Genomic DNA, 22,539 nt, shown 5'->3' on the forward strand with positions numbered 1-22,539 from the left:
AATTTACCTCCTTATTCTCTGCCCAGAATACTTCTCAGGGCATTGTTTGCTTGTGTCCTTGTGTCATCTGTTTTCTCACCACCAGGCCCAGGAGTAGGCGCAACCACCCGGGGAATACTGACGTCCTGAAACAGATAACCCTTATCCTTCTTAACGGCTTCCAAGGCAGCCTTGATATCTGTTTCCTGGTTCTTGCTCCCCTTGAGTTTCTCCACATCCAAAAAGGGCATAACTGCCTTAATATCCCTGGGCTTAAACCCTTCTGCGGTAGTCTTCAGCAGGTCGTTAAAATCCCGCTCTGCCAGCTGCTTCTGGTACTCGGCGTCCTTGTTGGCCAAGTCTGTGGTCAAGGTCTGTATCTTCCCCTGAAGTTCCGATATATTGACCCCCTCAAAGCTCTTAAGGGTAGACTGCGCCGTGGAAAGCTGGGTCTTGTATGTATCCCTCTCCTGCTTGACAGCTTCAATGTCATTCCCGTTCTCAGCCATGATGCTGTCCACCTGCTCCTTGGCCAGGCCCATGTCCTCTAAAAATTTACGTTTCATACTGCTCCTTTCTCACTACGCTTTTCTACGGGGTCGCGTCCCTTGTGGTGGTAGTTTTACGCCGTTCCGGGCAAATTTGGGTATAAAAATACCACCTGCCATTTACTGACCGATGGTGTTTATCTTAATATTCTACTATACAATCCGTTTTCTGGTGGTTCTTCGTAAACTTTATCATCTTTCCTTTCTAAAAAGGTATATCCTGGAGCACACTCGACCCCGGGCTCTGCTTTTACCATCACCTCTAATGGGACTCCTTGTGGAAACGCCTGACAGCAAACTTTACTTTTGTTGTTATCCAAATAATATTGGCAAAAATCACAATTTGGCAATTTCAGCATTAACTTTTCCACCTCCCAATATATTTATTAACAAGCATTCTGGCCTTCAATGGTACCTTTTCTCCGTTTTGCATTTTTACAAAAGCTTCTGCCAGCGATTCCGTTCCATCTTTACATTTATCAGCATATCCTGAAATGCCCGGTATGAACGGTATTTTTTCTTTTAGTGCCTGATATTCTTCGTAGGTATTACATCCCTGAAAGGTCATCACGTGAGCCAATTCATGTTTAACGCTATCTTCCAGATTTCTAGCAGCAAGATAGCCTGAACCATATCCTTCTCCTATCCTTTTGTCAATACCAGTATAATCAATATCCCTGTTAATTACCAGTGCCATTTTTAGGTTCTTTCCGTCCATGTATGGACCAGAAATGAAATATGTTCCCTTTTCTTTCACTCCCATTGATTCTACTGATATTTCCCCAATCCGGATGTCATATTTTTTCTGCATTACCGTTATGGTTTTTTCAATGCGGATACGTTCATCTTCTGTCATCCCTTTGACTGACATAATCTCATCTGGAAGTTTTATACGGTTTTTATCCAATAGCCTGCCATCGGTCAGTTTTGGAATCTTCAGTCTCTCCCGCTGTTGCCGCAGGCCCATCTCCTTAGAAAAATCCACATAAGTCTTATTGGTCAACCTCAGCCGGCACTTAGCCGCCGTAATATCCTCCTTATCTGCTCCGGCCTTTTCCAAAAGCTCCACATCCTGCTTCTGCTTCCGGATAGTACGCTCCAGTCGGCGCTGATACTGCAGGGCCGAATAGGTGTCGTACTCTCTGCCATGAAAAGGTTTCTTCTCATTTTCCCGTTGGTTCTGCTCCGCCAGCCACTCATCCGTGTACTTACGTTTGGATATACCTGGGATGAATACGAAGGCTATATGGTAGCAGTTGATTCCCCCAAAACCTAACATCTGTCCTTTTCCACAGATTGTCCGCATCTCCTCCGAAGAATACACGCGACCCTGCCACGATTGATGATTGAGATATCCGGTCCCGGTGTTCCTGGCGCCCATGTGCCAGTCTACTTCACAGTAATCTGTCTGTAGTTCCTCCATGTTCTTTTCGTTGACTTTATCCGTCATCTGGGCCACACCGGTCATTACCGCACGCCTGGCTGCCACCTCGATGCGGTCAGACTTCCCGGATGCATAATCCACTGTCCGGATGCCGCTGGCCGTCATCTCGTCAATCACCTCACCTATAGCCTGGCTATATGTCCTGGTGCCAGTGGTGATTCCCAGCATGGCCTTGTCCAGACTGCGCTCCAGGTATTCGGACATCGGTGTAAACACTTTCCTGCCGCCGCCCATCGGCACGTTGAAGCCCGTGGTCTGGGTAATGTTTTCCAAGGGCCTCAGACTGTCCTTAGTCTGCCTCCTGGCAGCGTCCACAACCTGCCGGAGCCATTGGTTATCCTTATAAGACAGATAGTCCCTGCCGGCAGCCTCATAGATTGCTTTATTGCGGATATAATCAGACCGCGCTGCCTGCTCATAGATGTCATCCACCTGCAGGTCCGTCTTTTCCAGGGCCTTGCCAATCATCTGTCTGATGCTGCTACGGCTCTTACCAATGGCATCCATCCTGACCAGCAGCCAGTCAATGACTGGAGTAATCTGTGCGGCCTCCTTGATGCGCTGTATGATTTCATCCATGATAGACAGTTCAAGGTCCGTCATGGTGCGTTCTAATGGCTTTGGCAGTTTTTCCAATTCCTCAGGCGTCATGGCATCACTCCTCTGTCAATACAAAAGAAAAAACACACCGCCGGAACAATGTGTTTTTACTCTGCTATTATTTTTTCTTAACTGGTCTTTCAAACGCATCTTCTACAGACATCCCTCGTCTTAATCTATTACTAAGTGTGGATGGAGCGATTTTTAATACATCTGCCCAATCTGTTAAGGCTTTCGTTTTCCCCTTGTACTCTACAAAATACGTATTCCGCCGATTATTAGTTTGTTCCCTTGCTGTTGCCCACCTGCAATTTGATGGTTCATAATTCTTATTTCCGTCAATTCTGTCTATGGAAAGATTCTCTTTATATCCATTACATAATGCCCAATTCATGAATAATTCAAAACCACTTTCCCATTCAGCACAAACTCTAATTCCTTTATCATAATAATTATGGATTTCATGTTTAGGACAAGATGGACTACATCGTTGCTTCATCCTCTGCCAAATATGATATAATCTAGTATTCCACATACCATGTTTTTGAATTTTCTTTCCCGTTTCTTTAGCTGTTACTTCTGCTCTGAAACACCCGCAGGATATAGTTTTTCCATATCGCAAATGGTCTGAACGAACATTCCTTTCAGTTCCACAATCACATTTGCATCTCCACATCACCCCTTTTTCGTATCCAACATATTCAAGAACTGTCCATCGTCCAAAGCGTTGCCCTGTCAAATCTATCATCTTACCCATTCACAGCACCGCCCTTCTCCATTTCTGCTTTGGTGGCTTTCATACCCTGCATATAGCCAAACCGAAATCCATAACAAATTAAATCGTAGAAATCTCGACTTGCTTTTCTTATATCCTCTATATTCTCTGTACACATATCATAATTATTATTGATTCGTCCAATAGATTTCTCAATTAACTGCATGGTTTTCTTTACTCTTGCCATAATAAAAACTCCTTTCAAAATTAGGTTCTTGAAAGAAGTCTCAATCCATGATATGATATTTCATGGAAGGAAACTTCTAAGTGTCAATAAGGGATTCCAAACTTTGGTAGGGGCGGAATTCCTTATTTTTTTATTTCTTCACTGATTTTTTCATCAAGCCATTCTTTTTTTGTCTGTTTTTTCATGTGAAGTTTATTTTCAAAAGCCTCCATTTTCTCTCTTTCAACTTCAACATGGAACGCTTTGTATTTCTCGCGGCGTTCTTTGAAATAATCAGCTCTGCTATGTTCAGCTATCGTTCTCACCTCCTGTTGCATGTAACAGTTATATCATGTTACATGCAACAAGTCAAGCGCTTTTTATTCGTCTACCAATGCGGGGTCAGGTATCATTGCTTTTGCCTGTTCTTCCGTTTCCCCCATCCATTTCATTCTATACTCCCACAGATTGAGTGCCCCCATAGCCACATCTGCCCGGTCAGTCTGCCGTTCAGTCTCGGCATCCATTATCACGCTGTCATCCCAGTCAGATGATACCTCATAATCACTTCCGGCTGGAATAAGCCCATACAGTGCCGCCCAGAAGCCCATGGCATACACCAGGTCCTCCAGGGCATCCTGTAATGCCATCTGGGTATCGGACACCATCACATAGGAGCGCTGCCGGCTGGTTTTAATCTCAGTGGCGGTCTTATCCACGCTCTGCGGGTCCGACAAAGTACCGTAAGCCAGGTTACAGTTGAATTCCACCAGTTTTAGCTGGTTGTTGAATCCATTAAATAAAGCTGTATCTCGAATCTCTGGGCTGAATGTATCAATGAATGGCTTATCTGCAGCTCCAGTATTATATTCCACATCCCGGTATAACCGCTCGTGACCTCCAGGGTACTCAAACTTATCCCGGGCCTGGTTGTACTTAAGCAACGATGACGCTATATGCACGGCCAGCTGTGTACCCTCATACTCCCAGCAGATATTGGAATACCGGCGGTCCGCTTCCCGGATGAGCCCGATGGCCCTGGAGTACACGGATACCCCCAGGGGGCTGTCAGAATCATCCGCATTGGCCAGAGGGACCTTAAAGTATCCGAACAGCAACCGGTCCGCACCCTCCAGGGACAGTTCCGGAACCAGTTCCGACCATCTGTCAATGGAGCTTACAGTCACCTCACTGCCAAGGCTGTAATCATTGGTGGCCACAAACGCACGGTTGGTGATGTGTACCCGGCTCCCCTGCAGCGTGTGTATCTCCAGCCTGGTATATATCTTCTGCCCTTTACGGAACTGCTCCGTGAACACACACTGTATAATCCGTCCGGAACTGTCAAAAGACAATGGGAAGAAACAGTCCGCCTGTACAAACTGTACCTCAATCCCCTGCCGAGTGATGTACGGCTTCATGACCAAGCCACCTTTCGCGCAGCCGTACTCCACATACCGGCGCAGGTCCTTAAGCACCTTACGCTGATATTGTCCATTCAGGTAATCCGCCGCTGGCCCACCTGTCACCTCTGACTTAAGTTCCAGCGTCACCAGACGCGCAATCTCAGAGGCGATGGCCGGGGCAAGGCTGGCACTGAGCACATCCTTTCCATTGACCCACGGGGACCGGTTCTCGTACATTCTTGTCCACAGTTCAATCCGGTCCGCCATCTGGGATGTCAGGCACACATCCACCTGCGTGTCCGCATCCTTATTCAAGACATTCGTAATTAAGTCCAACATCTTGGTGAATCTCATCTTCCCCTCACCTCCTATCCATACTTTATGAGTCTGCTAATCTGCCGTTCAAATGTATACTCAAAGCTGTCCAGGCTGTCAATATCGCTTGTACCATCATCTAACCGGACGTTCTTCGTCAATTCCTTTGGGTCCCACACCGCTGTACTTAGGGCATCCACAAGGCTCTGACACTCTCCCCGGACATAGTAAAAACGCCCCTGCGCCATCAGTATGGCGGTGGCGTTAATCCTGTCATTAATTTCAGTTTTCAGTGCATTTTCTACACGCACCCATCCAAATCCATGTTTACGCAGACTACTTCGGATGCCAGATATCAGCGTCTGCTCTGCACTGTCTGCATAGACCGTTGTAATGTACCCGTACCTGCTGATAATCTTCTGGCAGAAGTTACAGAACATGGTCCCCAGCATTTCTGGGTCAATCTCTATCTGGTTCCCCTTCTCGTCCTTGCAGCCAATCCATTCCGATGCCAGGACAGCTACGTTATGGTATCCCCTGGTGATGGCTGTGGCCGTGAAAGCATGGCCGGAACCACTGCCGCCAAAGTCAATCCCCAGGATAATCTCCATGATATCCTTGGGCTTATCAGACAGGCGGAACGTGTATTGCTTGGTACTTGTATCATCCGCAAACCGGCGGTAGATGAGCCCATTGGCCACCACACGCATCCCCTTGATGTCCCGCAGGTACCAGATGCTGTTCTTGTCGTACCTGCTCTCAACCTCCCTCAGACGCTCCTGGGAGATGTTGATGTTGTCATAGATGGTACAGTGCATGTAGTTGTATCCGCCAGGGAAGTCACCCACATCGGCCTGGGCCTGGTACTTATCTATGTAATCTGAGTAGATTGGCGCACGCGGATTGTCCGGGTTAAGGTCCCAGAACACTTTCAACCGACGGGCAGCCAGCTGACGGTTGAATGCCTCCTTGATGGTGTTGTCATGATGCAGGTTGATTTCCGTTGCAATCCACATGCCATAGGAGTTTCCACGGATTTTCTTATAGCTGTCTTCCTTGGCGGCGCCAGCAAAGATGATTATCCTTTGCTTCCACCTGGTATCCGGACCCTTGACAAACAGAGCTTCGTTATCCTTGTACTTCCCCCAATGGCACTGTCCCCGGAATATCCATTCAAGCCCAAAGCCATTGGCATCCCCAATGTTAAGCTTTGCATTGGCCATCGTGGAACCGGTAGCCAGGTGAATACGGTCCGGTGTAGTCTTAAGCTCATGTGCAAAGGCAAACACGTTGTCAACCGTCTTGCCTGCACGGACGGCCCCCTCGGCCACGTTATACATGTTGGCCTCGCACTTGCGGATGTACTCCTTATGCTTTTCAGAGAAATTAAAAGGAATGGTCCTTTTCCTGGTGAACCGATTAGCTACTGCCATAGATATCCCCCTCTATCCCGTCCATATCCTCCAGCTCCTGGTTGTTCCCAGTAAGCTTATCTGTCTGGGCCCTCATCTGTGCTATCCGCGCCTTCTGCTCCTCGCTGGCCAGTTCCCAGTTTTTATGCAGGAGTTCATCATACTGTTTGATAAGCCCCTCCAGCGTCTTCTGGGCCCGGGCCTGCGCCTGCAGGAAGTTGCCCTGCTTGTCCCAGGCCTGCTGCACCTCCCAACGCTCCTCCGTGACTGTCTCGCCGTCCTTCTGGCCTATCTTAGTGATGGTCACATCCTTCTGGTCCCTCACATACATGATGGACTGTGCCCGGATGATGGCAGCATAGGCTATCTGCACCTGGTCCCAAAGGATGTCCAGCGGGTCCGTGGGCATCTCCTGGATAATGGAAACGGTCTCCTCAGGTAGGTACTTACTAAAGAAACCGTATTTTTCTGCGTTCTTATTCTGTTTCGGCGCCCCATGGCCAACAGCATTTTGATTACCTACAGGAGCCCCTTTATGATTAGTAACGTTACCTTTTGCATTTGGTAACGTTACTTTATCCCACTTATCTTGATTTTTCCATTTACGAATCTGTTCTTCTGATACCTGCAACTCAGCAGCTATATCTTTCAACTGGCGTTTCCGCCCACTGTCCAGCCATAGCTGCAGTGCTTTGTCCCTGTTAGGGCTCCTGGGTCTTGGCATAATCACCACCTCTTGTTATGGCATAATAAAAGCACCTGCAGGTATCCGCAGATGCAAAAAATCTTATAAATATCTATATTTTGCTTGACATATACGTACGTATATGCTATAATTAAATCATAGAAAGGAGGTGATACGGAATGGATAAACAAATAGGCAAGCTAATAAAAGTGGTTCGAGCACTTACACAGCTTGCCTTAGAAATTGGAACTCTCATAGCAGTCATTAAAATGATTGTAGAGAGTATCCGCTAACCAAAGGGGAGGGAAACCTCCCCACCTAAAATATAACACATATCCATTCTAAAAACAATATGAGAAGAAATGTAAAAAACCTATTCCATCTTATTGTTTCCATCCTTTGGCTAATTATCATTGTCATTGGTTTAATCAAACTCTTATTTTAAGGAGGCCTATCATGCCAGAAGAAAAGAAATATGCGTCTCAGCAAAAACACCTGCGCACCAAATATGTTCGTTTCCCTCTCGACCTAAAGCCTGATGTCCTAGAGGCATTCAAAGCCAAATGCGACGAGCTAGGAACCACTCCCACAACGGAAATCAAAAAATTTATAAACACTTTCATTTCTGAGGATGAGGCGGCCGATTAGGCTGCCTTTTCTTTGTTTGTTTTGGGGTATGAAAAGGGCCGTCCGGAGGCGGCCCCTCAAAGTTCTACAAGCTTCCCCCATCCAATATAAGGGTATCAACTTCCGCCGGATCATCTTTCTGAGAACTTCTCATTTCGAGAATAAGTCCCCCTCCAACATTTATATATTGATAATTAATGTCTGGAAATCTAAAAATTTCTGATTCTCTATCTGGCCTATCTAAAAGCTGTTGATTTTTTACTATCTCTTTTAAATAGAGCAATTCCAATAAACACAATGCCGATAATGCATACATTACAACCTTCATATTTGCAAACTTGAATTTTTCTACACGACCGTGCTTTATTTGGTTATACGCATCCCACCAAAACAAACTTTGTGACGGTTGGGCCTGTAGCCACGTTTCAAACGGTTTAAACTCAAAATTATAACATCTTACTCGATATGTTGTAATGTTTGGTATTTTATGGACAATTATTGGATAATAATCAGCTATTGTTTTGCGTGCGCTTTGAGAAATATTGCATATTACTTTCATCAATACATCAATTTCCGATCCAATTGCCTGAAGCTGATTTACATATTCAAGTGAATATACTTCCTCATTATCCTCTACTGGTTCTATATATCTTGTAGATTGAATAAATCTTTCTTCCAGCATAAGATAATACATCCAATAGTTTCTCATAAAACTTTTTCTATCCATTGAATCCTCCCCAACTTTTTCTTCCATCATACATCAAAATCCGACAAAAGAAAAGCCCCCGCCGCACTGGCAGGGACTAATCCAAAGGAGAAAATCAATCTATGTATCTGGAAAACGTCACGGGGGATAAAACCAGATACCTCACCGCTTGCATACCCTGCGGCATTGTCCCGTGAAAGTACAGGTCTGTCTTATGAGGGATTACACAATACCGGTTAGTCAGCCACCAGGCTATGATACCTAGCGGCCGTTGCTTATAATGGGGGAGGATTGAAAGCGGCTTTTACACCACTTCCAGCTTAAATATTACCACATAAAAACCGCCAAAACCGCCGTTTTTATAATTTGTCTAAAAATCTATCATGTTTCTGCCTGCAACTGCTATCTGTATAACACCGGTTCTTGCTCTGATATATCCGGTTCATGCCGTGCGCCACCTGTATCCAGGTCATGTCCTCCACATAATACAGAGTCATTATATTGCGTATCTCAATATCATCCAAACCGGATATGTACTCCTCCACCTGTGTCTGAAGCTCCAGAAGCTCTTGTTCCTCTCGCATCAAATTGCTATACTGCTTCTCATATTCTCTTTTGGCTCTGTCATGTTCAGGAACTGGGTATCCCGTAATCCTCACAGTTGCCAGCGATTTCTTTCCCCTCTTTCCGCAGGACACGGAATCCGATACCCGTACTCCCTTCTGCTCCAGCTTCTCAAGCCTACGGCGCTTCTTCTCCGTCTGTTCCCGCACCAGCCTTATCCTGGCCCTGGCATCCGCATACACCACTAGAATGTCTTTGTCCATCGGCATCACCTCCTCCCGCATCCAGATACGGACATGACCAGCACCCGTACCGTATCCTGCCCTTGTTGGTCCTCTGGCCATCACACCCGTGACGCCCGTTGTCTATGTAGCAGTGTCTCATGATACCGTATCACTCCCTTCGGCGGCCGGCGCAACTCCGGAACTGGACACAGGCTGGTATACATGTAGGCCGGCGCCGTCCGGATGCGCTCCTTTACGGCCTCGTCTGCCTGGGCCGCCAGAGCCTTGCTGCGGTCGATGCGGTTGACCTTGGACTGCTTACTGCCTCTTATCCTCAATCGGACACCTCCCTTTATATTGAAAATATCAGTGTTATTGCAATTTTTATCACAATATGTTAATATATAAACGTTATCGGTTTAGGCAGTGGTAGACCCTACATGGTTCGAATCCATGCACTTAGCTAATACATTTCCTATTTTTGTTTTCCTTGTTATCGCAAGTTTATTTCTATCATTTAGCGATTCACTTAAAGGAGTGAGGCCAATGTATAATGTTATTTCAGCCTTTTTTACTGTATTAGTATCTTTTAGTATTAGCTGGGTCGTTGGCAATGGTATGCCAGTCTGCCTAAGCCGATAACCTTCTTATTTTGTTGACTATCCAATCCACGAATTCCACACTGTTAATTGGCAAGTTGACCGCCAGATAAATTCACCTAGGGCTTGATTGGAAAATGGCATCCTTTCTGGTACGTCTACATCTGCCTTATCACGTCCTGCCGCAAGGCCTCTATCATATCAATCTGTTTCTCAAACATAATCCTTAACCTCCTCCAGTCTGCTGATTGAGACCTCATACGCAATCCGTTTCTCACACTCAGTCTCACTTAGTTGCTTCACATATTCCCTACTCTGTACCCGGCCCCATGTCCTCACCCTAGTCCCCACCTCAAGACTAGTTACATACCGGGCATTCCGGCCCCAGCTGATGCAAGGTATGTAATCAGACTTGCCATACGGCCGGTTGACGGCCAGAAGGATATCCGCTATCTCACGTCCCAGGGGAGTCCTGCGATAAACCGGCGGCTTACAAAGGTAGCCATCCAGGGATATCTGATTTGTCTTTGTATAATCTGTAAATTCCTCCATGAAACGGACCTCCCGGACAAAAACGGACAGCTCCAGGCGGTTTCTGGCGCCCTCATGGCGGTTGTAGGAATGGAACTGGCCAATGGCCTCCATCGTATCACCGGAATAATCCCGGTGCACATCCAGCAGACGCTCTGACACCATTAACGGCAGGGTATCCGCCTGGCCACTGAGCCGCTTCACAGCAGCATCCACCAGATAAAAGCCTTCTCCAAAAGCTTCATGGCTAAAGGTAAATTCCGATACAATCCCACCAATTACACTTACTTTGTTGTTTTCAATCATTTTTTCTGACATTGTACATCCTATCCTTTCTTCACCTTCTGAATCTCTTTCAGTTTCTCAATCAATAACCCCCTGTTCGTCTCACAATCCCGGAATAACTTCCCATCCCGCAGCAGATAGTACTCATGCCGGCCGTAGCCATCATAATATTGGGCCTCATAGCTCCCATCCTTGTACCCACCAAACATCCTTGCGTGGTATACCTTGACCACCATGCTGGTCCCGTCCTCCAGGTCATACCGATAGTACCGCTCTCCGGTCTGTTTCGTCTCAATCCATAACGGCCACATCTCATATGCATCCACGAAGGCAGCCCGTTGGTCATTGTTCTTAAGCACCGGCAGTTCCGGCTGCTCTGGCTGCGGCGGCGGATTCACGATGTCATCCAAATCGCACACATAGCTGGCCAGGGCGCAAACCTTTATTTTCAGCCGGCGGATATGGGTGTCGTTTTCGTCCACCCCGCATCCCAGTCCGGCATTAAGCAGTTTTTTTGCACGTTCCAGTTCATCCCGGGCAATCTGCAGCTCGGTCATGGGTTCCTCCGGGTCCTGGATGTCCTCCTCCGTTTCTGGAATCTCCGTGAATTCACCATCAATCACGGGTTCCTGGCATTCTGGCATATCGGGGACATCGTTTTCATGTTCAGATGCCTCATCCTCAGCACTTCCCAAGAGGTTGAGTAATTCCTTTACGTACTTACCCCAGGTCAAGCTCAGAAATGTCTCGCACATATTATCCTGAAAATGAATCCGTTCCGGGCCGCATTGATAAAAGCCGTACTCCGTTGACCCGCTGTTATGGGGTTCCCCGTGATTGATTATCAGCTCCTGCCTCAGCAGTTTCGCATTCCTGTCATTGACGGCCTGCGCACACGGCATGGACATGTGATGCTGATAGAAGTCCAGAATACATTCCTCCTGGGAAGGGATGGCTGTTTTCACCTGCTGCACATCCGCAGCATCCAGTGATTGACAATCCGGCTCTGCCTTTGGAGGTTCCAGATGTTCCGGGCGCCGCTGTGAACTGTAACATTCCAACTCACAGTCACCGCGCCTGATGCATTCCCAGCAGCACATCCGGCTGCAGTCCTCCCCAGTTCCCGGGATGAGCTTATGGGCCTCCTCCAGGGTGCAGTCAAATTCTGGCCGGTGGATGCACTTACCGGACTTCTCTAACTGGGTCTGCTCTGTCTTTGGTAGTTCCGGCTCAGGCTCTGGTTCTTCATCCTGCGGGGCCGGCTCTGGCTTTATTCTGTGTCGGAATTGGTATTCTTCCTCCAGACGGGTATTTTCTACGTCGAATACGGTCCGTCCCAAATCCGTGTAAAAAACTGTAACGTCCTGTCGTTTAAGAACTTTGTATGATAGTCCAAAAGCAGTAACTTCACACTCTTTTTCGGGTCTAGCATATCCGGCATCCAGGTATGCTCCTACAACCGCGGCAATAGTAGCTCCATAAGCATTGTCTATCGTTCTGTTTCCAGCAGTGAAATGTATTACTTCCGGCTCTTTTTCAGCTCCTTCATCCAGTTGTGATGTTACAACTTTTTCTCTCAGCTCTCCCTCATGTTCCTTCAGCTCCGGTTGTAATGTCACAACTTCCTTTTCCAGCTGAGGTTCCGGCTTCCGAATAGCCTGCAGCTGCTTCACTGTCATATCCGGATTGGCCAGAGTCCGCTGTTCTTCGGTCAGATACGCCAGTTCTACCAGTTGTGAGACACTGTAATCCCTATACCCTTCCGCCAGGACGGGGCTGTTCCCGTCCTTACTCAGCTGGTCATTGACCTTGATGCATCGGCTGGCCCATCCTTTATCGCGGTCGTATTTGTCACGGACGAATTCCTCAAAATTCTTATATCCAGCCTCCTGGAAGAGTTTTCTGTCCCGGATGGCCTTTAGGTAAAACCCAACCGCTATGTAGTTCCTGACTGATGACCGCATGTTGGTCTCTATGCCGTCCATGGCCTGCTCGAGGGTCATGTCACGTTCATACCACTGCATTACTTCATCCATTGGCTTCCCCTCCATCAGCACATCGGCTCATACTGCCCCTTCTTATCGTTCCACCGCACTGCCACCGGCGCCCCACAGTCATAGCAGGTTATGTCAAATTCATCCTCTGTCATATTGGTCAGATACCTGGCCTGTCTTCCGCACTCACATCTCATATACAGAGGGACCATACTTTCCATCCTCGTTACGGCCCCACATTCACACCGGTAATGATTCAGCCGCGTCTTGGCACAGAAGCCCCTGGTCTTTCCACAGGCAGAGCATTTCATGTACAGATATCCTCCATACCCTGCGGAGATAATTTTAGGCGCCGGTTCTTCGTTTTCCTTTTCTGGAACCCCAGTTTCCATCACTGTCTCAGCCTCCTGTTTCTTCTGGCCTGGATAGACTTCTCTCACCGGTTCCGGAACCTCTTCTGGTTCCATATCTGCTTCTTCCGCCGGCTTATGGCTCTTTTCACCAATCAACCACATTAACTCTGCCATCTTGTGGAACGTCATCCGTGCCTGGCCCTCCTCCATGTCCATCACCATACATGCTCCTGGCATTGATATCCTAACCTTCATCTTCTCTTCTCCTTCCTACCGGCATGCATCCGAAGTGTATGTGCAGCTCCGTCCGCCGCCTGGTCTTGATATATACATGGTCCCCGCTTATCTCCTGCCCGCACTGGCTGCAGATGTAGACCGGGGATTTCGGCTGTTTTTTTTCTTTTGCCTTAATCGCCATGACGCTCCTTCCCATATTTCTCCCGTTCCCTGTCCTCCAGCTCATCCATGAACCAGTTGACAATCGGCGCCGCCACCGGTTCCTCCTCCATGGTTGGGACAGGGCCTTCCCACTTTCTGACCAGGCGTGTGCCATGCCTCAGCTTGATGATATAGGCTTCGCCCTGCAGGATATCCCACTCCATTGAGCCCCTTGATGGAACGTTATCACGCCACTTCATCCAAAATTGATTGTAAGTTTCATTAAATATGCTTGATATTTCCTTATTTGTCATACAATTCACCCTGAGTAACCTTTTTTATGGTTCCCGTAACCATCTGTTTCGCCTCACTGGATACCGCTCAAACCCTCATAGAATAAGGCTTTATGGACTACGGTAACCAAAGTAACCATATTTTTTAGGTTTCCTTACGCGCGAGGCATTTTTTATATCAACATGTACATAAAATATTTTTTTCTGTATATAGGTGCGTGTTTTTAGTGGTTCCTTGGTTACTCCCCTTAAATAAGTCTGCAAACCCGCATAGAACCTAGCTTTTTGCGGTAACCATGTCTTGGTTACTCTATGGTTCCCATCAGTTGAATGGAAGCCGTTCCTGACTATCATCGTCCACCTTCACAAATCCATCCTTATCCGTGTTATCGTTCAGTTTCAGGAAGATACACCGGATTTTATTTCCGTTGAAGCTCTTCACCTTATCCATCCGTTTTCCGTTCCCTTCCACTTGGATGACGCCTTTCCTGTTCGCCCAAGACAAGAACGATGTACGCGAAAAGCCGCCTTCCTTGCATAGCGCCGTAAAAGCCGTGGTGTAGATGATGGCATATCCATTCTCAATCGTGCCCCACTTTTCCACGTTCTCCACCTTGTTATCAAACCTGGCCGGATTCATGGCCACCTTGTCCAGGACGAATTGGTAACATCTCTCATTATCAGAAAGTTCATTGCGGTCTATCAGGACCTCCCTGGCCTCATCCAGGCTTATGTAATGGGCATCCTTAAATAGATAATCCGTTGCCAGTTTGTCAGCTGTCAGAACGATGGACAGGGACAGGCTTTGCTTCTGCATCTTTTCATCATCTGCCAGCTGTCGCAGGAAACCCTGCTGTATTTCTCGGATACAGTCCACGCCAATGTTCTTAACGACATCCACAAATTCCTGTCCTGCATAGCCATAATTATGCTTTACCAGTTCTGCAGTGTACCCCGGGTCCTCAAACACACGCTCACCGCATTCAATCTCCAGGATGCGGTTGATGGCGCCTCCCTGGGTCACATAAGAGCTTAAAGGCCGTTCCCCATTGGTCAGAATACAGTTCTTCCAGTGGTTTTCCCGGTTTAATCCCAGTTCCTTATTGGAACGTGTCTTCCCCTTCCCCGAACACAGGTCATAGACCAGACCTTCGAAATTATCCTCTATCTTCCGGTTCTTCTTGCTGGAATCATCCAGGATAAGGGGAAGGTTATTCAGCAGGTCACAGATGGCCTCCAGGCCAACCTCTGTTCCCTTGTAGTCTTTGATATAGGCGCTTTCATCCGGGTCTGCCCATACAGATGCCGCCAGCATCAGGTCCACAGTCTTTCCTCCTTCCGTTTCGCCCCAGAGGTCCACAAAGTATGGCAATCCTCCCAGGGGCTGCACCAACACACTGGAAAACGATGCTGCCAACATAAATTTAACTTCCATCCTCCCCCGACTGCGCAGTTGCACTACATGCTCGTACCACTTATTCCGGTTGCCGGAAGGCCCTATACTCTCCGCTATCTGGCGGAACCGCACATCCCCATCAAACACAATGTCCGTGTCGTAAGGCAGGAATCCTCCTCTGACCCAACCCAGTTTCGATGTGGAATACTGCACCGCGATATGTTCCTCATTCGCGTTTTCTACATCGGCCAGATAACGTACCAGATATTTTGCATTCTCGCTGGTGACTGCAATCCCCCGTCCGGACAGGCTCACAATCTTGTTGGCGGATGTCACCATTGTTTTGGGCACGATGAGTTCATCCCAACGGCCATTCCTCTTGTAGGCCAGTTTTATCTGCTCCTCACCGGTCTCCAGGTTACGCAGGCGTTCCACTGGCAGAATGGGATGGTAGCAGGCCAGGATGTCCGTATATCCCGTGGTGGGATTCCGGAGGAATATACCTCCCTCGCCGGCAATCCACTCCTTGCACTGCATCCGGTTATAGGGTCCTTCAAAATTGGTCCATTGCTCCAGCGTGCAGGGCTGGCTTTTCTTATCCCGTTCCCGGCGCCGCATCTCCCGCTCCACACGTTTATAGGCCTTGACCAGTTCCTGGAACTTCTTCTTTACCCCCAGCTCCCCGGCCCGGTCCTCCAGCGACAGCAGCAGCCTTGACTTGTACAGCTCGTCCTCCTGGTCAAATACCTCTGTCAGCACATCATCCGACAATACTGTCTCGGCCGTCAGCTCCTTCAACGGCACCATGCTACCACCTCGCTTCCAATCCGCATAATCCTGCCTGTACATAGAGCTGGTACTGCAGGGCGTTATAACAATCACACCAGACATCACTCAGGGGCTCAGAGCGCTCCATATAGGCCCTGTAGATACTTATAAGCATATTGTTCAGCCTGCGCTTCTCCCGCTCTCGCTCCGCCTCCTTCTGGCGCATCGCGCGCTGTTTCTGCGCCCGGTAAACCGCCAGCCGGCTGGAAAATGTAGGCTTCTGATATTCCCCGCCAAGGCTCATGAATGCCTCCTTGAAGGAGACCTCATCCATCATTATGATAAAATCAAAGATGTCACCATGGGCGCCGCAGGCATGGCAATGAAAGTCACGGTCATACACCTTTAAGGATGGCTCCCGGTCACCGCCGTGGAATGGGCAATGGATGAAACCGGCGCGGTTTGGCTGGAAACCATACCGTTCCACCACATCCCTCATGCTGTAGGCTGCCTTAATCTCCTCACTGGTCATGGCCATCACCGCCCAGCAGCTCAATTATCCGTTTACCGGTATCCTTCTTTTCGCAGAACAGGAACCGGCATCCATACTTGCGCTGGAAGGTACACAGAATCTTATACAGTTTATCCCCAGTGGTCGCATTGGTCTCCCTTTCTATCCACCGTCCTGTCTTTTGGTCCTGGAAGCGTTTATGCCGGCGCGGGTTATCCCACCAGATTACGTCCTCCAGACACTCCACCCCCTTGCCATGCTCGCACAGGATAATCATGCTGATTCCGTGCTCCTGGGCCCTCAGCATCTCATCCCGGAAACGGTTATGTCCCTGGCAGACATTGCTGCAGAGCTCCGTCAGGTTCTGTTTCCTGTCTATAATCAAACGGGGATTATCATAGTTCATATAATCCCCGACATATAATTTTGATACGAAATGGTCCACGCCCTGGCGGTCAAACTCCGCCACAATCTTCTGGATGGCGCGGGCCTTCTCTCGGCTGTCAATCTGTATGTTCAAGTAATCACCTCTGGTCAATTAAAGGGCAGACCATCATCCTCCACTCCATCCGGGATGTTCATGAAGCCATCACCAATGGCACTTGTAGGCGTAGGATGCTGCTGCGGTCCGTCATTTTCTGCAGATGCCCCCTTACTATCCACAAACTCCACATTTTCCACTACTACATTGGTGGTATAGACCTTGGTCCCCTCCTGGTTAACATAGGAACCGGTCTGGATGCGGCCGGTCAATCCCAGGCGCTGTCCCTTCCGGAACCATTTTTCCAGGAATTCGGCCGTCTTTCCGAACGCAACACAAGAAATAAAATCCGCATCATCTCCGCCATCTTTCTTAAACCGCCGGTCTACTGCCAGGGTAAATTTGGCCACGGTGGAGCCTCCATCTGAATACCTCACTTCCGGGTCCCTGGTCAGCCTTCCTACTAACTGCACACTGTTCACGCTGCCCCCTCCTTATCTGCCTTCTCGTACAATTTGAGCTTGTCCATACAGTCCCTGTACTGGTCCACGGTCATCTCCACGATATCTTTAATCTGGTACATCTTAAGAATTTTCTCCATCTTAAGCCCTTTGGAGCTGTACTTTTCTATCAGGGACGTGATGGACGCAATCATGGCCTTGGTGACCATCCCTGCCCCTGTTGGTGCTGCCTTATCTCCCTCTTCTGCCGGAGCTGTTGTCTGCCCCGCTCCTACATCCGTTCCCTTACCTGCCTTCGTCTTCCCGGCTGGCTTCGTATTATCCCTGGTTCCCTTTCCGGCTGCCTGGGCCTTACCGGCAGTATTGTCCTGGTTGTCCGCATCCTTCACGTCGTCAATGCAGAACAGACCATTTAATGCATATTTCCTGGCATAACTGCTGGTGCTCCCTGTCACCTGTGACACATCCATGCCCTTCTTTTCCTGTTCCTCCCTTGCATAGGCCGTGTTCTCCACTGTCTCGCCGGATTCACAATCCACGAACCGGGCCGTGGCCCTGATGTAATACCGTTCTCCTATCATGACCAGTTCGTCTCCGACCACCAGCGCTGCCTTGACCTCCTGCAGGAGGGGCTTGGCCGCCTCCTGGATGTCCTCACAGTTCCTGTAATGGTAGTTCCCGAACTTGTTGTACTGGTTCTTCGGAGCTTTCAGACCGGACTGGACATGCTGTAGTTTCTCATATACGTTCATGGTTAACCCTCCTTGTCATACACGATGCGGTCCAGGCTCTGCATGATGATGAGGCTTGCTATCTGCTTCATGGACAGCTGGCTCTCGTTATATATCTCAACCAGAGCATTGTATGCCTCCTGTGTGAGCTTGACCACAGGCTGCCCATCCTGGACCGGCTGCCTTTTTCTGGCCGGGATATGTATCTTCCCATCATCCATGGTCTGCATCCCCTTTCTGTTCCTTTGTTGGCAGACGCAGGATGGTTTCCTTAATCTGCTGGATTACGGAACGTGACTTCACGTCCAGGCATCCGGATTCAATCGCAATTATCCTTCCCAGCAGTTCCGTCCGGTCAATCAATATCTGTTTCATTCCTCCAGGAACACCTCCGCTTCTATCAGTGCTGTCTCCTCCAGCACCCAATCATACATCTCCTTTTTCTCTGTACTGGCTGCCTCGCCTGCCCGGCGGGCCATCCGTTCCCGGTAGAGGAGCCACATACGGCGATACCTATCTTCCATGGCCAGACTCCTTCCCAGCCATAATCTCGTGGAAGTGTTCCAGTATATACTTATCCGTCTGGCTATCCAAGCGTCTAAGGAACAGTTTCATGGCATCTGCTGATTCCGTTGGTTTCCCGTCGCATATGTTGGTTAGGATTTCCTTAATGAAGCCCACCAGAAGTTCGATAAGCTCCTTCCTGTTCGCGCCATCAATCCGGGCAATGTTCTGTACTGTCCAGTCCGAATCAGTGAGGGATTCCCCTCCCCTCTTGGCGGCTACCACAAAGACAACATCGCTCTCCTCAATCTCTGTCGTGCGGACTAACGCTCCATCGAATTCTGTCTGTATTATTCCTTTAGTCATTGATTTTTCCTCCATAATCCCTTATGATAAGGGTGTGATTATTTTAATTGCCTGGACTTCGGACGGCTCCACCCGTCTGGGGTCCATTTTTTGTACGACCGGCACGGAATCATCCGGCTGTACTCCATACATCGGTTCCGGTACCGGCAGCTCCGGCATGTCACTGACTCCATGGCTGCCTCCTCTTACAGTACGCCCATGGCCAGCGCCATAACTGCCGTTGCTGCACCCACCATTCCGAACATCCAAAAAGATGCTATGATAATCCATCTCGTTGCCGTCATTAAAGGATGCTCGTCCCTGTCATCGCTACATCTCAACTTCATACACCTCCCCTCTGTCATACGCCACACGGATTTTGTCACCATTGATGTCAGTGACTATGACCTCATGCGCGTTGACAGTTTCCATGTGCCCATCCAGCCCTGGGTAAACCACATCCAGGTACTGTCGGATACGGTGTTCTGCGAATGTCTTAGCTCTCAATGACTTGTCCCTCCTTTCATATGCTTGTCCACTCTGACCGCCCTTAGGCGGTCTTCTTCCGCCTGAATCCCAGCGGTATCATCAAGTTGTCCTGCAACGCATAGGCAATGCGTCGTTTTTCTTCGTCCGTCAGCGATTCTATTGGAACATCCTGGCCATCAATTTCTATGAAATTGAACACCTGTAATTTTTGCACTATCACCACCCCTCTCTGGTAGATTGTATGCGGTACCGGTTGTACTTGTTTCCTTCCTCTCACAGTCCTTACACGGATACCACCGTGTCCGTTCCGGGCACTGGCTATGCCGGCATGTCTTGCATGTCGTGTTGATATGTACCTCCATTCCTACGCTACCCCGTATTTGATGGCCATTTCTTTTACAATCGCGGTATAACCCTCAATCAGTTTCTTATCCTCCGCTATGATGTCCGCCTGTGATAACCTGTCCCTCTTGGATTTACACACACCCTCGTCTGCCATGCGTCTGCGTTTATTGGTAAGGCGCTGTTTCAAGCTCACACCCATCCGCTTTTCCAAGAGCTCGTAACTTTCTGCCCGTACCTGCTGAAAAGCTGTTCCGCCCCCCAACTCCTGGGCTATCTTATTAATGAGGTTCCGTGTATCATCCCGCCACGATGTGGTGTCCAGTGATACTACGTCCCGGATGCTTTCTATCCGGTCAGCATTTTTCTGGTTGGCTTCCTTAACTTCTGCCAGCACTGCCGCCTGTCGCTTCTGTTCCATTTCCATGTTGATAAGAAGGCGGAGCTCTGGGGACAGGTTATCCATCTTTACTTTTTCGTCCCGGAGCTCGAAATACTCGTCCATCAGTTTATCGTGAACTTTCCAGGCAAGGTCCGTATCCATAATCTTAATCAGCTTTGCATAACCGCGTTCCGATAATATATAGATGTGTTCGGCCTGAATTATCTGCTGCTTACTATATCCTAGCGAAATCAAGAGGTCGTCATATGGTGACGGGCTTTTTAAGTCCATTAAATCAATCCCCTCTTGAAATCTGGATGTGTTCCTCCCCACTGCCTTTCTTACGTCACTACTGGTTATCCCATGTATCTCAGCGATGGTTTTATCCGAAATGCACTTCTTTCTATCTCCAAATCCTCCGAGTACCACCGGGATAACCAATCCCATGAACTCCTGTTTTCCTGTTACTTTAATCTCGTTCATGTTATGTATATCCTCCTTTGTCATCCAATCAGTTTCGCTGCCAGCGCACAGATTTCAGTGTATGTGTTAATGGCACTTTCTGCTTCTACCTCTGAATTAATTGAGGCATCCCACGCGCTACCGTAACTCATTCTAAAACGGCACAGATTGGTGAGTTTTGTAATCGCCTCTTTTGTCCGCCAATATCTTCCTGCATCTGTCTGATATAGGCCAGGAAAATACTCATCAAATATGACATGCTGTTTTTTCCTTACCTCTTTAAGAAAAGAGTCCCTTTTCCGCATCTCACTGCTTTTCATTTCCTGAAGCACTTCCTGTTTTACTGCTTCTTTAATTAACCGATATTCTAAATCAGTCATTCTGTGTGTCCTCCTTTTTTGTTCAATTACATTGAACACACTGCACAAAAAAATAATCTTGTATGTATTGCCTGTCTATGTCCAGTAATTGTGATGCCAAAGATATTTCCGGCTGTTTCCAAAAAACTTGATTACTTAACTTTAAAGAGCACGTTCTTTCAGACCATCCCATTGCCACGGCAAAGGATTGCTGTTTTCCGAACTTTTCGACTATCCTTCCCTTTAATTTACTGTAATCATATGTCATAAAAGCTTCACCTCCTTTTGCATTTGCTCAATTTAATTGAACACACTTATCTTAACATTATGGTGTTTTCTTGTCAATAGATATGTTCAACTATTTTGAATGTTTATCTTGAACTTTTGTTCAATTCATGATACAATGCTATATGAAAGAGAGGTGCATCATGAAAGCAACAACAGCCGACAGATTAAAGGAGGCAATGAATCGATATGAGTTACGGCAAGCGGATATATTGAGACGTGCAGAACCTTTTTGCAAACAATTTGATGTTAAATTAGGAAGAAACGATTTATCTCAATATGTTTCTGGAAAAGTGTCACCCGGGCAGGAGAAACTTACAGTGTTAGCGCTGGCGTTAGGTGTGTCTGAAACCTGGCTTATGGGCTATGATGTTCCAATGGGGCGCCGTTCTTTAAATTTTCCCACAACGCCCGATGACTGTCCCTTCAACTCTGCATTAGAAAAATTATTGAACAATGATTACGATTTAACCAAAGAAGAACATGAGGCTATCAAAGAAGAATTGCCTATAGTGACGGAAAGAGCAGCCAAAGCTTTCAATGGCCTTCATCGTAAAATATCTGATTTATATGAAAGAGAAAGAGTAAGACAGCTGCTTGGCAGTTTCGGCTTATTAAACAGCGCTGGACAAGATAAGGCTCTTGAGCAGGTAACCTTACTAACTAAGATACCAGAATATCAAGATACTAATGCAAAAAATATAGGAAGCTCAACTATTATAGAGTTTCAACCTAAATATAATACTGGCCTGTTTGTTATCCCCTACTACCGCGGCGGTGTGTCTGCCGGAACCGGTATTTTTATATTAGGCAATGAAGCGGAAGATGAAATAGAACTGCCTGATATTCCCGAATATCACGGCGCAGACTTTGCTCTTGATGTAAATGGCGACAGCATGGAACCCAGTTTTATTGACGGTGATATTGCTTTGGTTAGTCAGAATATGGAAATGCAAGTAGGAGATATCGGGGTGTTCGTTGTAAATGGAAGCGCTTTTATCAAAGAACTTGGAAAAAATGAGCTTATCTCCCAGAATGGTGAATATCCTAATATCCCCATTCATGAAGAAGATAATGTTGTATGTATGGGTAAAGTAATTGGTAAACTTATGGATTAAGGGGGAAATTCTCACAAAAAA

The 22,539-nt window shown here is 47.7% G+C and carries 34 protein-coding genes; 2 read left to right on the forward strand and 32 right to left on the reverse strand.

Going from position 1 to position 22,539, the window contains the following annotated elements:
* Positions 1-11 precede the first annotated feature (11 nt).
* From FGS84_RS10355 to terS, 9 genes are all read right to left on the reverse strand, one after another.
* Entirely contained in the window at positions 12-545 is a 534-nt protein-coding gene (locus FGS84_RS10355; protein WP_138308065.1) for a phage scaffolding protein, read from the reverse strand.
* A 119-nt stretch (positions 546-664) separates the two neighbouring features.
* Positions 665-787 carry a hypothetical protein gene (locus FGS84_RS31795; RefSeq protein ID WP_279232803.1) on the reverse strand — a complete coding sequence of 41 codons (123 nt, stop codon included), beginning with the start codon at positions 785-787 and terminating at the stop codon, positions 665-667.
* 98 nt (positions 788-885) lie between these two features.
* Positions 886-2,622 carry a phage minor capsid protein gene (locus tag FGS84_RS10360; RefSeq protein ID WP_138308067.1) on the reverse strand — a complete coding sequence of 579 codons (1,737 nt, stop codon included), beginning with the start codon at positions 2,620-2,622 and terminating at the stop codon, positions 886-888.
* 67 nt (positions 2,623-2,689) lie between these two features.
* Positions 2,690-3,328, reverse strand: a complete 639-nt coding sequence (locus FGS84_RS10365) for a hypothetical protein (RefSeq protein ID WP_138308070.1) — start codon at positions 3,326-3,328, stop codon at positions 2,690-2,692.
* Entirely contained in the window at positions 3,321-3,533 is a 213-nt protein-coding gene (locus tag FGS84_RS10370; protein WP_138308072.1) for a hypothetical protein, read from the reverse strand. Before FGS84_RS10370 ends, FGS84_RS10365 begins: the two co-directional genes overlap by 8 nt.
* 122 nt (positions 3,534-3,655) lie before the next feature.
* Entirely contained in the window at positions 3,656-3,850 is a 195-nt protein-coding gene (locus tag FGS84_RS10375; protein WP_138308074.1) for a hypothetical protein, read from the reverse strand.
* A gap of 42 nt (positions 3,851-3,892) precedes the next feature.
* A complete protein-coding gene (locus FGS84_RS10380) occupies positions 3,893-5,272 on the reverse strand; it encodes a phage portal protein (protein WP_138308076.1) in 1,380 nt (459 codons plus the stop codon).
* A gap of 14 nt (positions 5,273-5,286) precedes the next feature.
* Positions 5,287-6,666, reverse strand: coding sequence for a PBSX family phage terminase large subunit (locus FGS84_RS10385; RefSeq protein ID WP_138308078.1), 1,380 nt, complete (start codon positions 6,664-6,666; stop codon positions 5,287-5,289).
* A complete protein-coding gene (gene terS, locus FGS84_RS10390) occupies positions 6,653-7,369 on the reverse strand; it encodes a phage terminase small subunit (protein ID WP_138308080.1) in 717 nt (238 codons plus the stop codon). The genes FGS84_RS10385 and terS overlap by 14 nt, the downstream gene beginning before the upstream one ends.
* Before the next feature lie 417 nt (positions 7,370-7,786).
* Between terS and FGS84_RS10395 the strand changes: the two genes are divergently transcribed.
* Positions 7,787-7,978: a hypothetical protein gene (locus tag FGS84_RS10395; protein WP_138308082.1), complete on the forward strand. Its 192-nt coding sequence runs from the start codon at positions 7,787-7,789 to the stop codon at positions 7,976-7,978.
* Positions 7,979-8,042: 64 nt separating this feature from the next.
* On the opposite strand, the gene FGS84_RS10400 is transcribed toward FGS84_RS10395, so the two are convergent.
* The 23 genes from FGS84_RS10400 to FGS84_RS10480 form a co-directional block, all read right to left on the reverse strand.
* Positions 8,043-8,714 (reverse strand): hypothetical protein, encoded by a 672-nt coding sequence (locus FGS84_RS10400; RefSeq protein ID WP_138308084.1) that lies wholly within the window; start codon positions 8,712-8,714, stop codon positions 8,043-8,045.
* Between the two features lie 308 nt (positions 8,715-9,022).
* A complete protein-coding gene (locus FGS84_RS31190; protein ID WP_178332089.1) occupies positions 9,023-9,490 on the reverse strand; it encodes a hypothetical protein in 468 nt (155 codons plus the stop codon).
* Between the two features lie 80 nt (positions 9,491-9,570).
* Complete coding sequence (locus FGS84_RS10410) at positions 9,571-9,789, reverse strand: hypothetical protein (protein ID WP_138308086.1); 219 nt, start codon at positions 9,787-9,789, stop codon at positions 9,571-9,573.
* 474 nt (positions 9,790-10,263) lie between these two features.
* Positions 10,264-10,899: a single-stranded DNA-binding protein gene (locus tag FGS84_RS10415; RefSeq protein ID WP_138308089.1), complete on the reverse strand. Its 636-nt coding sequence runs from the start codon at positions 10,897-10,899 to the stop codon at positions 10,264-10,266.
* A gap of 8 nt (positions 10,900-10,907) precedes the next feature.
* Positions 10,908-12,902 carry a hypothetical protein gene (locus FGS84_RS31475; protein WP_243129944.1) on the reverse strand — a complete coding sequence of 665 codons (1,995 nt, stop codon included), beginning with the start codon at positions 12,900-12,902 and terminating at the stop codon, positions 10,908-10,910.
* A gap of 14 nt (positions 12,903-12,916) precedes the next feature.
* Positions 12,917-13,468, reverse strand: a complete 552-nt coding sequence (locus FGS84_RS10425; RefSeq protein WP_138308090.1) for a hypothetical protein — start codon at positions 13,466-13,468, stop codon at positions 12,917-12,919.
* Positions 13,458-13,631: a hypothetical protein gene (locus FGS84_RS30805; RefSeq protein ID WP_171042601.1), complete on the reverse strand. Its 174-nt coding sequence runs from the start codon at positions 13,629-13,631 to the stop codon at positions 13,458-13,460. The genes FGS84_RS10425 and FGS84_RS30805 overlap by 11 nt, the downstream gene beginning before the upstream one ends.
* Entirely contained in the window at positions 13,621-13,815 is a 195-nt protein-coding gene (locus FGS84_RS10430) for a hypothetical protein (protein ID WP_243129945.1), read from the reverse strand. Before FGS84_RS10430 ends, FGS84_RS30805 begins: the two co-directional genes overlap by 11 nt.
* A gap of 391 nt (positions 13,816-14,206) precedes the next feature.
* On the reverse strand, positions 14,207-16,087 hold the full coding sequence (locus FGS84_RS10435) for a DUF927 domain-containing protein (protein ID WP_138308094.1): 1,881 nt from the start codon (positions 16,085-16,087) through the stop codon (positions 14,207-14,209).
* A gap of 1 nt (position 16,088) precedes the next feature.
* Positions 16,089-16,604: a CHC2 zinc finger domain-containing protein gene (locus FGS84_RS10440; protein WP_243129946.1), complete on the reverse strand. Its 516-nt coding sequence runs from the start codon at positions 16,602-16,604 to the stop codon at positions 16,089-16,091.
* Positions 16,570-17,079: an ERCC4 domain-containing protein gene (locus FGS84_RS10445; protein ID WP_138308098.1), complete on the reverse strand. Its 510-nt coding sequence runs from the start codon at positions 17,077-17,079 to the stop codon at positions 16,570-16,572. Before FGS84_RS10445 ends, FGS84_RS10440 begins: the two co-directional genes overlap by 35 nt.
* A 14-nt stretch (positions 17,080-17,093) precedes the next feature.
* On the reverse strand, positions 17,094-17,522 hold the full coding sequence (locus FGS84_RS10450) for a single-stranded DNA-binding protein (RefSeq protein WP_138308100.1): 429 nt from the start codon (positions 17,520-17,522) through the stop codon (positions 17,094-17,096).
* On the reverse strand, positions 17,519-18,253 hold the full coding sequence (locus FGS84_RS31800) for an ERF family protein (RefSeq protein ID WP_138308102.1): 735 nt from the start codon (positions 18,251-18,253) through the stop codon (positions 17,519-17,521). Before FGS84_RS31800 ends, FGS84_RS10450 begins: the two co-directional genes overlap by 4 nt.
* Before the next feature lie 2 nt (positions 18,254-18,255).
* Complete coding sequence (locus tag FGS84_RS10460; RefSeq protein WP_138308104.1) at positions 18,256-18,453, reverse strand: hypothetical protein; 198 nt, start codon at positions 18,451-18,453, stop codon at positions 18,256-18,258.
* A complete protein-coding gene (locus tag FGS84_RS30810; RefSeq protein WP_171042602.1) occupies positions 18,446-18,607 on the reverse strand; it encodes a hypothetical protein in 162 nt (53 codons plus the stop codon). The genes FGS84_RS10460 and FGS84_RS30810 overlap by 8 nt, the downstream gene beginning before the upstream one ends.
* On the reverse strand, positions 18,604-18,756 hold the full coding sequence (locus FGS84_RS30815) for a hypothetical protein (RefSeq protein WP_171042603.1): 153 nt from the start codon (positions 18,754-18,756) through the stop codon (positions 18,604-18,606). Before FGS84_RS30815 ends, FGS84_RS30810 begins: the two co-directional genes overlap by 4 nt.
* Positions 18,746-19,102 carry a hypothetical protein gene (locus FGS84_RS10465; RefSeq protein ID WP_138308106.1) on the reverse strand — a complete coding sequence of 119 codons (357 nt, stop codon included), beginning with the start codon at positions 19,100-19,102 and terminating at the stop codon, positions 18,746-18,748. The genes FGS84_RS30815 and FGS84_RS10465 overlap by 11 nt, the downstream gene beginning before the upstream one ends.
* 185 nt (positions 19,103-19,287) lie before the next feature.
* Positions 19,288-19,428: a hypothetical protein gene (locus FGS84_RS30820; RefSeq protein WP_171042604.1), complete on the reverse strand. Its 141-nt coding sequence runs from the start codon at positions 19,426-19,428 to the stop codon at positions 19,288-19,290.
* Positions 19,412-19,588, reverse strand: coding sequence for a hypothetical protein (locus tag FGS84_RS30825; protein WP_171042605.1), 177 nt, complete (start codon positions 19,586-19,588; stop codon positions 19,412-19,414). Before FGS84_RS30825 ends, FGS84_RS30820 begins: the two co-directional genes overlap by 17 nt.
* Before the next feature lie 43 nt (positions 19,589-19,631).
* Complete coding sequence (locus tag FGS84_RS30830; protein ID WP_171042594.1) at positions 19,632-19,784, reverse strand: hypothetical protein; 153 nt, start codon at positions 19,782-19,784, stop codon at positions 19,632-19,634.
* 150 nt (positions 19,785-19,934) lie between these two features.
* Positions 19,935-20,777, reverse strand: coding sequence for an ORF6N domain-containing protein (locus FGS84_RS10470; protein WP_171042606.1), 843 nt, complete (start codon positions 20,775-20,777; stop codon positions 19,935-19,937).
* A gap of 20 nt (positions 20,778-20,797) precedes the next feature.
* Positions 20,798-21,136, reverse strand: a complete 339-nt coding sequence (locus FGS84_RS10475; protein WP_021893133.1) for a hypothetical protein — start codon at positions 21,134-21,136, stop codon at positions 20,798-20,800.
* Positions 21,137-21,158: 22 nt separating this feature from the next.
* Positions 21,159-21,383 carry a DUF739 family protein gene (locus tag FGS84_RS10480; RefSeq protein ID WP_021893132.1) on the reverse strand — a complete coding sequence of 75 codons (225 nt, stop codon included), beginning with the start codon at positions 21,381-21,383 and terminating at the stop codon, positions 21,159-21,161.
* Positions 21,384-21,543: 160 nt separating this feature from the next.
* Here FGS84_RS10480 and FGS84_RS31485 point away from each other — a divergent pair, with 160 nt between their 5' ends.
* The gene (locus FGS84_RS31485; RefSeq protein ID WP_021893131.1) at positions 21,544-22,518 is read left to right on the forward strand and encodes a S24 family peptidase; all 975 of its coding nucleotides are present in this window, start codon (positions 21,544-21,546) and stop codon (positions 22,516-22,518) included.
* Positions 22,519-22,539 lie beyond the last annotated feature (21 nt).

Origin of the sequence: Clostridium sp. 1001271st1 H5 (genome assembly GCF_005845215.1) — a bacterium.
Classification (GTDB): Bacteria; Bacillota; Clostridia; order Lachnospirales; family Lachnospiraceae; genus Enterocloster.